Source organism: Pseudomonas umsongensis (genome assembly GCF_002236105.1).
Lineage (GTDB): Bacteria > Pseudomonadota > Gammaproteobacteria > Pseudomonadales > Pseudomonadaceae > Aquipseudomonas > Aquipseudomonas umsongensis.
This window is the reverse complement of sequence record NZ_NIWU01000001.1, coordinates 258891-272687: the sequence shown is the minus strand read 5'-3', so window position 1 is coordinate 272687 and position 13797 is coordinate 258891. Positions and strand designations below refer to the sequence as shown.

Annotated in this window: 10 protein-coding genes; 1 reads left to right on the top strand and 9 read right to left on the bottom strand. The window is 59.4% G+C overall.

Annotated features, from left to right (window positions below):
* Positions 1 to 36: 36 nt before the first annotated feature.
* Positions 37 to 1314 carry a cytochrome P450 gene (locus PSUM_RS01260; RefSeq protein ID WP_020798227.1) on the bottom strand — a complete coding sequence of 426 codons (1278 nt, stop codon included), beginning with the start codon at positions 1312 to 1314 and terminating at the stop codon, positions 37 to 39.
* 173 nt (positions 1315 to 1487) lie between these two features.
* Between PSUM_RS01260 and PSUM_RS01255 the strand changes: the two genes are divergently transcribed.
* Complete coding sequence (locus tag PSUM_RS01255; protein ID WP_020798228.1) at positions 1488 to 2153, top strand: TetR/AcrR family transcriptional regulator; 666 nt, start codon at positions 1488 to 1490, stop codon at positions 2151 to 2153.
* A gap of 143 nt (positions 2154 to 2296) precedes the next feature.
* On the opposite strand, the gene PSUM_RS01250 is transcribed toward PSUM_RS01255, so the two are convergent.
* From PSUM_RS01250 to PSUM_RS01215, 8 genes are all read right to left on the bottom strand, one after another.
* Positions 2297 to 3901 (bottom strand): phytoene desaturase family protein, encoded by a 1605-nt coding sequence (locus PSUM_RS01250; RefSeq protein ID WP_020798229.1) that lies wholly within the window; start codon positions 3899 to 3901, stop codon positions 2297 to 2299.
* Between the two features lie 97 nt (positions 3902 to 3998).
* On the bottom strand, positions 3999 to 4820 hold the full coding sequence (locus tag PSUM_RS01245) for an SDR family NAD(P)-dependent oxidoreductase (protein ID WP_020798230.1): 822 nt from the start codon (positions 4818 to 4820) through the stop codon (positions 3999 to 4001).
* Positions 4821 to 4853: 33 nt separating this feature from the next.
* A complete protein-coding gene (locus PSUM_RS01240) occupies positions 4854 to 5672 on the bottom strand; it encodes an enoyl-CoA hydratase/isomerase family protein (RefSeq protein WP_020798231.1) in 819 nt (272 codons plus the stop codon).
* Entirely contained in the window at positions 5669 to 6640 is a 972-nt protein-coding gene (locus PSUM_RS01235; protein ID WP_057715112.1) for a VOC family protein, read from the bottom strand. The genes PSUM_RS01240 and PSUM_RS01235 overlap by 4 nt, the downstream gene beginning before the upstream one ends.
* A 47-nt stretch (positions 6641 to 6687) precedes the next feature.
* Positions 6688 to 9219, bottom strand: a complete 2532-nt coding sequence (locus PSUM_RS01230) for an efflux RND transporter permease subunit (protein ID WP_083348832.1) — start codon at positions 9217 to 9219, stop codon at positions 6688 to 6690.
* Positions 9220 to 9254: 35 nt separating this feature from the next.
* On the bottom strand, positions 9255 to 10385 hold the full coding sequence (locus PSUM_RS01225) for a YCF48-related protein (protein WP_020798234.1): 1131 nt from the start codon (positions 10383 to 10385) through the stop codon (positions 9255 to 9257).
* Positions 10386 to 10480: 95 nt separating this feature from the next.
* Positions 10481 to 11839, bottom strand: a complete 1359-nt coding sequence (locus PSUM_RS01220; protein ID WP_020798235.1) for a DUF1329 domain-containing protein — start codon at positions 11837 to 11839, stop codon at positions 10481 to 10483.
* Between the two features lie 30 nt (positions 11840 to 11869).
* Complete coding sequence (locus PSUM_RS01215; protein WP_020798236.1) at positions 11870 to 13531, bottom strand: DUF1302 domain-containing protein; 1662 nt, start codon at positions 13529 to 13531, stop codon at positions 11870 to 11872.
* Between the last annotated feature and the right edge of the window lie 266 nt (positions 13532 to 13797).

Sequence of the window (13797 nt, the reverse complement as noted above, 5' to 3'; positions counted from 1 at the left end):
TTTTATCAAGGCCTGGAAACGGATTTGAATCGTGGTTCAGTCCCAGATCACCGGGAGCGTCGACACGCCACGCAGCTGTGCACCGCCGATCTGCGGTACGGGCTGGGTCGGGTCGAGACGCAAGTTGGGGAACAGATCGAGGATCGCGTTGACCGCGCAGCTGATCTCGACCTTGGCAACGAACTGACCGATGCACATGTGCGGGCCAAAACCAAAACCAAAGGATGGTTTTGGCTTGCGGTCGATATCGAAGACATCCGGGTTTTCAAACGCTTCTTCGTCGCGGTTGGCAGACACCACCATGCACTGGACGAATGAGCCCTTGGGAATCTTCACACCGTGAAATTCCACTTCCTTGGCGGTTTCGCGCACTTTGAAAGTGGCTACCGGTTCAAAACGGGTAGTTTCGTCCATCAGCTTGCCGATCAGTGAGCGGTCGGCCTTGACCCGCTCGAGCAAGCCGGGAGTTGTGAGCAGCAAGGTCATCACCGAGCCGAACATGCGCGTGGTGGTTTCCCCGGCCGCCGGCAACAACGAGCGAGTAAAGGTGATCACTTCATGGTCATCCAGCGTGCGCCCTTCGTATTCCGCGCGCAGCAAACGACCGACCACGTCATCGCCCTGGCTGCCCTCGGCGCGACGTTGCACCACGACTTCGGCCAGTGCGTCGTAAAGACCCTTGACGGCGATGCCGGCCTGACGCCGCGCTTCGACCATCTTGCTCGGGTCGATCTGGTTGCCGCCGACAATGGCCAAGGCCCAGGCCGCATATTGTTTGTACTTGGACGGTTCATCCGAGGGGAAGCCCATCAAGGCGTACATGATGCGAATCGGCAGCTCGAGGCCGAACTTCATCAGGTCGGCCTTCTTTGCCGGCAACATTGGCTGGATGTACTCCTCGCGGATCACCTGGTCGATCTGCGGGCGCCACTTGTTCACGGTCTCGGGCATGAATGCCGGTTGCAGCAAGGCGCGCACCTTGCGGTGTTCGTCACCGTCCATGGCCAGAATGATCAAGCCATCGAAAAACGCGCCCAGACCTTCGGCAATAAAGCCGCTGGTGTAGGTCGCACCATCGCGCAGAACAGTCATCACGTCCTGGTATTTGAACAAGGCGAAGGTCGGGCGAGTGCCCTGCTGGGTACCGGCATTGGTTGGCACCCCGAATTGAGTAATGAAATCGCCTTCATAGATGGGTGACTTCAACCGTTGCTCGCGGCACACCGCATGAATATCCAGGTCAGTGCCGCGATACATTTCCGATACGGCGGAATACGCGGTGGCCAGGTCCAGTGCTGCGCTTTCGTTGCTCATCAGGTTCTCCTGTCTTGTTTTTATTGCTCTTGCACACCAAGATTGCCCGGCTGCCAATCCATGGTATGCGGTTGTGTCTGCACCGGTACTGCGCTTCGTTTGACTCTGGGTCAAACGATGGCGCCCGGGTATATGCTTCAAGGTGTGACCCCATTCAACAGGAGGAGTACGAGGTGGCGGTGAAGGCAGGAGAAGGTGGCGAACAGGGCAAACGCAATACGATGAATCGCCTGCTCGCTGCTGCGCGCGTGGAGTTCGCTAAAAAAGGCCTGGCCGGTGCGCGCGTGGAAGAAATAGCCCGGGATGCCGGGGTCACCAAGCAACTGGTCTACCACTACTACAACTCTAAGGAAGGGCTGTTTGTCGCGGTACTGGATGAATCTTCGGACAACATCATGTCCGAGCTGGTCAACCTCAAGGTTGAAGAGCTGCCACCGCCTCAGGCGATGCGCACCGTGCTCAATCACTTCTTCGACCAATACCGGTTTGACCCCTTCCTCGGCAGCCTGGCGCTGGAAGGCATTCGCTACCACGACACCCACGAAACACCGCGTAACCATTTTCTTGAAATGGCACCGAAGCTGATCGCCAAGCTCGACGCGATCCTGGTCCGCGGAGCCGCCAGTGGTGATTTTCGTGCGGACATCAACCCGCGCTTGTTGCTGGCCAGCGCCTCACTGGTGACCACAGGCTGGTTCACCAACCGCTACTCCATGTCTGCACTCGCAGGCCTGGACACTGACTCGGCAGAAGGCATGGCCACCTGGCGCCAGTACTCGGCAGATTTTGTCCTGGCGAGTATTTCGTTGGGTGCAAAAAAAAACGCTGACAGCGTTTAACGACTATCAGCGCGTTGCATAAACACGATCTCTTTGTGGGAGCGGGCCTGCTCGCGAAGGGACAGGTACCTCCAGGATCACCGCCACCTGACACTCCGCCTTCGCGAGCAGGCTCGCTCCCACAGGTTTTATCTATCGACGGCTCAGTTGCCTTTTTTACTCAAGTACTTGCTCACCCGCTTGGCCGCCAACCGCCCTGCCATGCCGTTGACCCCACCGCCCGGATGTATGCCGGCGCTGCCGAAATACAGCCCGGCCACCGGTAAGGTATCGCCGCCCAAACCGTACGCTGGGCGCATGGTGCTCGAACGCATGGAGGTCGTGTCGATATGCACCACGCAGCCATTCACCGTGTTCAAGCGCGCGGTAAAGTCCGGGGCGGCCTCGATGTGACGGCCAATCACCTGCCCTTCGATCCCTTCAATGTAGTCATACAGCTGTTCTTGCACTTGGTCGGCTACCCGTTCACGCAATGCGTCCCAACCCTCGTTGGGGTTCACCGGCATGACCGGCGGATAGATGTACAGTACATCCTGGCCGGCTGGCGCTTGTGAGGGATCGGCGGCGCTCGGTGCGGCCACGGTGATGTAGGGCAACTTCGGTACCTCGCCTCGGGCGCAAGCGGCGAAGTTTTCCAGCACCGCCTCTTCGGTGCCGATCAACATCACGGTTTTACGCAGATCCACACCGTCGCCGCGAATGGCAGCAAAACGTGGCACGGAAATCTGCCCACGCAAGGCAAGATCCACCTTCAGTGGTCCCGAGCCCTTGCCGTTGGCTGGTGCCATGGCGATGCGGGTGAGCAAGTGTTGGGGGATTTCACCACGGGTGACCATATCCAGCGCAGGCTTGGGGTGACAGCCGGCAATGACCGCGCGGGCCATGAACTGGCGACCATCCGCAAGTTTCACCCCTTTGATCCGGCCATCCTTGGCAACGATTTCACTGACGCTGGCCGACACCAGCACCTGACCGCCCAGCTCTTCCAGACGCGCCTGCATGGCGTTGCTCAACTGCTGCATGCCCCCAAGGACACGACCCACACCAAAACGATGGAGGAAACCGAGCAAGGCGTAATAGATGCCACCGCCATCGGCGCTGATATCACCTGCCAGACCGGTCAGTGCACACATCGCGGATATGGTCACCGGATGCTCGAAGCGCTCACGCGCCGCTTGCAGCGCGGATCCCGTCATCAGTGCCATCAGTTCGGGCTTCAAGGCTTTGTGTTTGATCGCGGTGCCGAGCATCTTCAGCTTCACACCCAGGTTGGTCTTCGCCGGGTCGACGCGCATCATCGGCAGCGCGATATCGAGGAACATGTCGATGACCTTCATGAACTCAAGAAACGCCTCGGCGTCCTTGCTGCTGAAGCGGCGAATCTCGGCAGCGGTTTTCTCGCGATCACGCCAGAAAATCAGCGACTGTCCATCTGGATGCAGGTACACATACCCCGGCGCGAGCTCCACCGATTTGAAACCGTGGCGCTCCAGCCCGAGCTCCGCCGGCACGTGGGAATGCACACGCATCGACATCATGTCCAGGGCACAGGGGTGGACCAGGTGCTGCGGTGCTTCGGGTATCAGATAGCCCGATGACGCCATGCCGCCGACCTTGTCCAACGCTTCGAGCACCAGCACTTTCTTGCCTTCCATGCCCAGGTAACAGCCAGCCGAAAGGCCATTGGTGCCACCGCCGACGACGATCACATCGAAGTCGGTGTTTCCCGCTTTGTGGTTCTGATTCATCACTTGCTTCCATGACGTAATTCAACCACGGCGGCGCGCGGCGGCTGTGGTGGCGAAGTACAACCCCAGCGCACCGGACGGTGCACCGAGGCAAAGGTTACATGCCGGTGCGACCCATCTGCGCGAACAACGCGCGCATCGCAACCAGGGATGGCGTGTGGCTGCTGAAACCACCGTCGGCGACCAGAGTGGTACCCGTGACGAAGGAGGATTCGTCACTGGCCAGGAACGCCACCACATCGGCGATCTGCCGAGGTGTACCCAGCTCGGCGGTGCAGTGGTTGTCGCGCAGGATGTCGAGCAAGGGTTCAGGCATGGCGTGTTCCGAAGGCGCCAGGCCGATCTGCACGGCATTGCCGCGAATGCCTTGCTTGCCGTACTGCGAGGCCACCATGCGTGGCAGCATCATCAGCCCCGCCTTGGAAGTGGCGTAGCCGGTCAGGGACATATCGCCCTGCATGCCCAGACCCGAGGTGGCGAAGATGATCGAGCCCTTGCCGTTCTCCAGCATGACCGGAATCACATGCTTGGTGCACAGCACGGCGCCACGCAGGTTGACCGCGATGGCGCGGTCCCAGGCCTGCATGTCGAGGTTGACGAAATCACGGTCCAGCTGGCGTTGCTCGGCATTCAGGATCGCCGCGTTGTTGTGCAAGATGTCGATACGGCCAAAACGCTCTTTCACCTGGGCAACCATTGCCCGCACGTCGTCTTCCGAGGACACATCGGTGGCAATCGCCAAAGCCTGATGGCCCTCGGCGACCAACGATTGGGCAACGGCTGTCGCCCCCTCGAAATTGATATCGATTACGGCAATACTCGCGCCATGGGATGCCAGTACCCGTGCGCATTCGGCGCCCAGGCCGCCACCGGAGCCGGTAATAATGGCCACTCGTCCTGCCAGTTTTCCTGTACTCATGCCCTTATCCTTTTTGTTTTAGGGAGTGGCGCTTTATTCGCCGGTAAAACGCGGTTCGCGCCGTTCGCTGAAGGCCTGGGCCGCTTCGCGGGCGTCCTTGGTCGGGGCCAACAAGGCGAACAGATCAAGCTCCAGGTCCAGGCCACGCTTGAGATCCATTTCCAGTGCCGCCCGCGCAGCCTGTTTGACAAAGGCCGACGCGGTGGGTGGTTTGCTGGCGATGCGCTGGGCAAAAGCCCGCACTTCTTGCACAAGGTTGGCACTGTCACTGGCCAGTCGACTGACCAGACCAATGCGCTGCGCCTGCTCGGCGCCCACCCTGTCACCGGTGAGCAACATGTCCAGTGCCTGACCCGGTGCCACCACTCGGGAGAGTCGTTGCGTGCCGCCGCCACCGGGGATCAGCCCCAGACCGGTTTCTGGCAGGGCGAACACGGCATCGGGAGCGGCGAAACGGATGTCACACGCCAGCACCAATTCCAGCCCGCCACCCATGCAGTAGCCATGAATGGCGGCGATCACCGGTTTGGTGATGCCGTCCAGGGTTTCGATCCAGCGTACGTTTTCCATGCGCTGGCGAACTTGCAAGCTGGACTCTGGGCCGCGGCGTTCCTTGATATCGGCGCCCGCACAAAAGCCCCGTTCGCCTTCCCCGCGAATCACGATCACGCGAATGTCCGGATCCTGCTGCAACAACGCCAGTGCCTGCGGTACGCCCTGGCGGATCTCGTCGTTGATGGCGTTGATCTGTCGGGGACGGGTCAGTACCACCCAGCCCACCATGGCATCGCGCTCCAGGCGCACAGCCTCGTTGATCAGCACGGGGAGTTGCGGATTTTGCGCTGTGCTCATGCAGGGCACTCCTCGAACTCGAAGACCTGACCATTGAGTTCTTGTGGATCGATCTTGATCAATGGACGACCGCCAACGGCCTCCGAGGATTCGATCCACTGGAACCGCGTGCCGCGTGCGCGCAGATCTTCGGCCTTGGCGGCCAGGTCGTTGACGCCGATACGGATGTAGTACGGCCCCGGGCCCCAGTTGTTGACGTAGTGGCCGGCGTCGGTGTTCCAGTAGGTCGCCTCGAGTACATCGAGGGTTGCACTGTTAGGCACGGTGAACCCCATGCGCGCACGGCGGTAGCCTTCGCTGCGGATGTTCTCCACCGGCCCGCTCGGTTCCCAGTCGAGGTTGGTCGACACCTTGCGCAGGGTTTCGTCGAGGTCACGGACCAGGAAGCCACGGGCCGTCACGCGTACCATGTCGCCGGGTTTGAGATCGCGTGGTTGCACCGGTGGCAACTGGTAGGTTTCCGGCGGCATCTGCAATGGCTCGGTCGGCATGATTTCAATGCAAAGGCCACCGTCCACGGATGGCTGGTAGTACGGCTGCTCGGGAGTCGCACCGAGCCACAGGCGGTCGAACGGCATTTCCGGGGTGCGCTGTGCCATGCGGAACGGCAAGCGCCGGCGCATCAGTTTGTCCACCAGTGCGTCGAACTTGTCCCCGTGCAGGGCCAGCACGATGGAGTGAGTGATCATCGGCCGATGATGCCCCTGGAAATCTTTCAGGCTTTCCAGAAAGTCATGGAACAGCGGATCGCCGGGGTTCGGTCGATCCAGGTGCCACTGCGGTTCGATGCGTGTTGGCGACACCGCCAGGGATTTGTGTACCCGCAGAAAATGCGCGATGTACGGGTGATTGTCGAACGCCTGGCGCCAGCGTTCGTGCTTGTAGATCCCGAGCTTGTCGACCAACATTTCCGTCATGCCGTCCGGGTCCGGAACCATCATGTCGGCACTCATCAGTAACTCGAACATACTTCTCTCCTTGCAATTGCCAGCCTGGGTCTGTGCCCGGCTATTAGTCAGCGGGCACGCCGGGGTAAGGCGAGCTCAGTCAATGAGTGGGTCGGTGCGCCGGCTGCGGGCTTACGCGGTTCCTGCTGCGCGCGGGCGTCTTCGAGGTCCAGGGTCACTCCGGCCTTGGAGTTGCCCTTGGGATTGAGCAGGTAATGCGACAGGGCCGGGATCAACACCAGTGCACCGAGCATGTTCCACAGGAACATGAAGGTCAGCAGAATGCCCATGTCGGCCTGGAACTTGATCGGCGACCAGGCCCAGGTAATCACCCCGGCGGCCATGGTCAGGCCCACCAGTGCAACCACACGGCCGGTGAAGTCCAGCGAGCGGCGATAAGCCACCGCCAGGCTGCCACCACGCTCCTGCACCGCCAGTTGCACACTGAGCAGATACAGCGCGTAGTCCACACCGACACCGACCCCCACGGCGATCACCGGCAAGGTGGCCACCTTGAGGCCGATGCCCAGCCAGACCATCAGTGCCTTGCAGATAATCGTGGTCATCAGCAGCGGAATCAGCGCCACCAAGGTTGCGCGCCAGCTGCGGAAGGTCAGCAGGCAGAGCAACGCCGTGGCGCCATACACCGCCAGGTACATGGTGATGATGCCCTTCTCGACTTCGATATTGGTGGCGGCCTCGATGCCGGCATTGCCCGCGGCCAGGAGGAATTCCACCGGCTGTTCAGCGCCGACGACACTGTTGTTTTCCTTGGCGAATTCTTCTGAGACCTGCAACACCCGGCTCAGGGTGTCGGCCTTGTGGTCGGCCAGATAAGCAATCATCGGGGTCACCGAGCACTGCTGGTTGGTGATCCCCGGGGCGGAAATCATCGCTGCATCCACCGCCGAGTTGGTGATCGCCTGGTCACGGCTGATGCTCAGCCATTTCGGGCTGCCTTCGGCCATGCCGGAGCTGATCATCCGTACGGTTTCGGCCAGCGACTGGGTGGTTTGTACACCTGGTGTCTGACGCAGGCGCCAGGCCAGCTTGTCCATGCTTTGCAGCGACTGGTACAGGCGGCAGCTGTCTTCGTTGGTCTTCATGATGACCACGAACTGGTCACTGGAAAGCCCGTAATGGCTGGTGATGTAGGCGTTATCGCGGTTGTAGCGCGAATCCGCACGCAGCTCCGGTGCACCGGGGTCCAGGTCACCGACCTTGAGGTGCATCATCACCACACTGCCCGCCAGGGTCACCAGCAGCGACACGGCGATCACCGCGGTGGCCATCGGCCGTTCGGTGAAGCGGTCGAGGCCGCTCCACAGACGCCCTAGGAAACCTTTGTTTTCTGCGCCGGCCTGGTCTTTGGCGATGGCGATACGCGCGGCTTTTTTACTGACACCGAGGTACGACAGCGCCACCGGAATCAGCAGCAACTTGGTGAAAATCAGCACGGCGACACCGATGCTGGTGGTCAGTGCCAGGTCTCGGATCACCGGAATATCGATGATCACCAGCACGGCAAAACCAACGATATTGGTCAGCAGTGCGGTAAGGCCCGTGAGGAACAAACGGCGGAAGGTATAGCGCGCGGCAATGTATTTATGGGTGCCACGGCCAATGTCCTGAAGGATGCCGTTCATCTTCTGCGTGCCATGGGAAATGCCGATGGCAAAAATCAGGAACGGCACCAGGATCGAGTACGGGTCCAGCTCGTAGCCGAGGATTTGCATCAAGCCCAGCAGCCACACCACGCCCGCCACTGCCACGCTTACCAGCAACAAAGTGCTGCGCAGGCAACGGGTGTAGAAATAGACGAACAGCCCGGCGATCACCACGGAAGCGCCAAAGAACAGCATCACCGAATACAGGCCGTCGATCAGGTCGCCGACCAGCTTGCTGAAGCCGACGATGTGGATGCCGACCTTGTCGCTTTCCAGTGAGCGAATCTGTGCTTCCAGTTGCTTGGAGAAATCCCCGTAGTCCAGTGGTTTACCGGTCTGCGGATTGGTATCGAGCAGCGGCGCGAAAATCATGCTCGACTGGCTGTCGTTGGCCACCAGGTTGCCGACAATGCCGGCGCGCATGATGTTGCGGCGCAGGGCCTTGATCGACTTGTCGCTGCCGTCGTAATCCGAAGGCATCACCGCACCGCCATCGATGCCCTCCTCCGTCACTTCTTTCCAGCGGACGATGGGCATCCACAGCGACTTCATCCAGGAACGGTCGATACCCGGGATGAGGTACAGGGTGTCGTTGACCTTCTGCAGCGCCAGCAAGTAGTCGGCGTCGTAGATATCACCGGTCTTGTTTTCGACCACCACGCGAATGCTGTTACCCAACCCCGGAAGCTGGTCTTTATAGGCCAGGTAATTCTTGATGTAGGGGCTGGAGCTGGGGATCATTTTCTCGAAACTGGCATTCACTTGCAGCCGTGTAGCAAAGAAGCCCAACACCACGGTGGCGAGCAAGCAGGCAATGACGACCAACATGCGATGCCGGAAAATCACCCGTTCAAACCAGCCTCCGGAGCTCTTGTCAAAGTCCTCCAGGTTGGCAATCACTGGCATCCCGCTGTTGAATTTTTGCTCGACCATTTTTTCTTTCTCGTAGGGGAATCGTGCCGACGGCGTCAGTTGGCCTGGGCGATATCGATGACCTTGGCGCCGCTAAAGCGCGTGACAACCAGGCTCCCAGCCTGGTTGGTGGCACTGGCTGCATAAACCTCACCCATTCGCGCATCCGCCAGCGGCGTGACTTGCAAACTCTGGCGATCAACGCTGACCAGTTGCCCGCCCTGGCTCACGACGATCAAGGCGTTGCCCTGCTCGACGATGCTGACCAGACTGCTATTGAGGTTGGTTTCCACGGCCTGCCATTGCTGCCCGTCATCGCGGCTGGCGAACAGATTGCCGCGCAGCCCGTAAGCCAGCAGCAAATGATCGTAGGCGCGGACGCCGAAGTAGGTGCCGGTGTAGGGCGTTTCGATTTTCACGAAACGTTGTTGCTGACGATCCAGGCGCATCAACAGCCCCTGTTCGCCGCTGATATAGAAAGTGCCCGCTTGCTGAGCCAGGCCATACAGGTGCATGCGCCGCTCATTGTCACTGCGCTCGATCCACGGCTCCCAGTTCTGGCCGTTGTCAGTGCTGTGCAACAACAGCCCGAAGGCACCCACGGCAAAGCCGTTGCCTTGTTCATCGAACATCACATCCAGAAAGGGTGCGGCCAATACGCCCGGGGTCGCCGAGGTACCGGCGGCCATTGCCACTTCCCTGACTACCAGGGCCGCGGATTCGTCGCCTTTTTCGGACCGCGGACCGTAGTAGGCATTAAGCAGTGTCAACAGGCGGCGCCCGTCGAGCTGCACTTGCCAGCTGTGACCGCCATCAGTGGTGTGCAGCACCAGGGCATCGTGACCGACGATCCAGCCATTTCGCTCATCGCGAAACCGCACTTGCACCAGATCGCTGGACACCGGACTGTCGACCTGCTGCCAGGTTCGTCCCGCGTCGGTGGAGCGCTGGATCAATCCGTGGAGACCGACGCTGATCATCGCATCGCCAGCCCTGGCGACCGACAACAAGGGTGCGGGCAGCCGCTCGTCCACCCGTTGCGCCGGTACGTCCAGCGTATCGGTGGAAGGCGCAGCCGCGCAATAAGCAGGCATCGCCACCAACGAACTGACACCTACGGTCAACGCAACCGCAAGCAGTAGGCGCGACTTGGAAAAAAGAACAGAAGCAGGGCAAGGGCTAATCATTATTTTTATTCCTTAACCATCCCGCATGGCAGAACCCACCTGTTCTACCCGCCAGGCTTGATGCGCAAACCGACGGGCAGGACAGGCGACTCACATCAGCGTTGAGTGACCCGGGCTACGATGGCTTCAGGGTTCATGTCGCGCTCGCTGAGCGGTTTGTCATAGAACTTGTAACCACCTTTGAGCCCATCGTTGAGCAACGCGTACATGCCTTTGTTGAAGTCATAAACGACGTTTTTCACGTTGTAGGGAATGTTCTTGTCGTAGAGCTGTACGCCACTGAGGAAGATCGAGCGATACAACGCGCCGCTCTTGTCCCAGGCGTCATACAGGCCTACACCGAAGGTGTCTTCATCCAGGTAATAGGTACGTTTGCTGTAGACGTGGCGCATGCCCGGCTTCAACGTCGCCTCCACGACCCACACCCGATGCAGCTCCCAACGCTCGTTGGCCGGGTTGGCGTGGTGCGGCATGAACTGATCTTCCTGCTTGGTACCGAAGTAGAACTTGTAGGCGTTGTACGGAATGTACATCTCTTTTTTGCCGACCAGTTTGTAGTCGAACCGATCCTGGCTGCCGGAGAACATTTGCAGCTCATCGAACAGTGTCACACCGCCCTGACTGGCCACAGGCGTATCGAAGGCGAACTCTGGCGCCAGCTTGACGCGACGCTGACCCGGGGAGTAGCTGAAGGAACGACGAGCCTTGGCCTGTGGGTCGAGGAAGTCGGTGAGCACCACGACTTCACCGGAGCGGCGCGCCGGATAGTCATTGCGCGAGAACACTCGGGCATACATCAGTGAATCACGATCGGCCTGGGAGACCTGGTAGTACGGTGTCTCTTCGAAGGTCGCTTGCTCAGCGGTCTTGGTGATCGAGCCATTGGCGTCCACCACCCAGCTGTTCGAAGAGGAAGTGGTTGAGTAACCGGTGCCGATCTTGTAGCGCACCTGCTGGTTCCACATCACTTCGTTGCCGGTCTTCGGGATCGGGAACGGCAAGCCGCCACGGCAGGACGGATCGACCGCCAGGCCGTCTTTCTGAATCGTGCAACTGCTGGCGTTGCGGACGGTGGCATCCAGCACGGCCTGGGGATAGGCGGTCGTACGGTGGCTTGGATAAATGTCGATGTAATACGTCGGGTACTTCTTGATGAGGGTTTTTTGCCCTTCACTGAGCTTGTCCGCGTACTTGTCGACGTTTTTGGCATCGATACGAAATAGTGGTTTTTCATCCTTGAACGGATCGACCCAGAACCCGCTGTCGGGTACGAAGCCGGCCGGTGCCTTGGTCAGGCCACCGTCATAGGCAGGGATGGTGCCCTCGGCGTTACCCGCCTTGATCGCCCCGAACGGGGTGAGGCTTTTGCCCAGTTCGGAAGCGTCACCGCCTGCCGCCAGGGTGTAGGTCGCCATGCTCATCAGGGCAATGGATAAGGCAAGTTGTCGTTTCATGAACACATTCTCCGATTCTTGTTGGATTTATCAGAAGGAGGTCTTGAAGGTAAATGCCAGCCAGCCGCGGTCGGTACCACCGACCGGACCGTTACCGGCTACAGTGCCGTTGGCCAGATGCTTGGGTTGGGCCTTGGTGTCTGCGTAACGCAAGCCGAACTCATAGAGTTGGGCATAAGTGGCCTTCAGGCCGACTGAGTAGGACAGCGCGCCTTCGTTACCGCCACCGGCAGTCGGGGCGTTGCCATGCAGGCCGTAGTTGACAGTCATTGGGACATCCAGGTCCCAGGAAGGCAGGACCTGAATGTACTGTGGCGTGTAGTTGACGGCAACTGCGTAGTAGTTCTTCGACGAGCAACCATCGGACTCATCGCCGGAGCCGGGGCTGCGAGGGTTTCTGGCATCGGTACAAGCATTCTCGCCAACCCCTTTGTACAACTCTTCGTGCTCGGTCACCCGATCCAGATGGCTGTACGCGAATTCACCAACCAGCGTGCCGTTGTTCGAAATAAAGTTACGCGGCACGCCGTAAACAGCGTTGGCAATGAAGTGGATGGTGTCACCGCGAGGACCTTCATCGTCCAGGGCACTGACGCCGGTGGCATTCAATGCGCCGTTCATCCGATAGGACAATTCGGTACCGACCGCCACAGTGTTGAAGACCCGGGCGAAGCTGAGGCCCGCGAGCTTCACGCCACGTGGGTAAATCACCCGATAGGAGCCCGCTGCTGCCTTGATTTCCGGGGCCAGCCAAGGCTGGTAATCGTCGAACTGACGGTAGTAGGCGCCGAAGGTCGATTCGATTTCTTCGACGTTGAGTTTGCCCATCACGCCCCAGTTCTTGCCATCACGCCCGAATTTCGAATCCTGACGTTGCAGGGTCGAGCCGTTGGCGGCCAACGGTAGCTGGTCCGGGCCTTCGAACAATGGGTCGGCACCACCAAAGTACGTGCCCCCGTAAGGTATGCGAGTCGGTTCCCATTCGTAGAAATACTGAGCGGCAACAGAGAGATGGTCGGTGAGTTGCGCCTTGGCCGATATTTGCCCGACTGGCAGGAACACTTCCTTGGTTTCGATACCAGGACTGGTCGAGGCTTTCACGCCATCACTTGGCGCCTGGGAATAAGACACGGCATGCGCGCCGATGAGCAGGCCCTCACCCCAGTAGTTGGTGTGGCGACCGGCTTTCACGTTGACCGGTATTTCGCCGACGTTGAAGTTTTTCCAGAGGAACGCATCGAGAATTTCGCCCGAAGGACCGTTCATGTAGCGGTCCACTTCACCGCTGTACTTGTTGTTGTGGTAGCTGGTCGCGAACCCTGGAATGTTGCTGTGGACTTTGTCGTCATCGTAGGCCTGGTCATACCAGCCGGCAGCACTGAGACGAGCACCCCAATCGTTGAGATAGGAAAAATCGAACTCACTAAACAGATCGAGACGATTTGTCACGATCTCGTTTCTATCGAACTTGCCGTCCGACTCGTCGTAGTTCGGCGTATTCATGATGTGGCTGTCTTGACTGTCGGTCCGCATCCCCAGGTTGTAACGGACCGTATTGTCCCAACGCACGCGGTAGTCTGGGTTCGACATGTCGAACGAGGCCGCCATCAAACCCTGTGCACTGCCAACCATCAACAGTGTCAGAGCACCTTGAGTCAGCACCCGCCGACCCTGTTTGGTCTTCTCTTTCATACACACTACCTTTTATTTTTATTTTCTGACGTTAAGTGCGTTCAAACAGTCATTCCAGCGATCTGCGAAACCCCACAGGATCGATGCATGTCCCGCCTGGACAGTCCGCTCGAGAGGCCTGGCACGCATCCAGGACCACTTCCCTCCTCAGCTGAAAGCCACCGTAACGGATCGCAATGTAAAATTCCACATAAAGATTGCAGTTCTCTATTCAGAATTTTAACCGCGATTCCTTGGCTATCTGTTTTAGCCAACGGTGTCGCCCG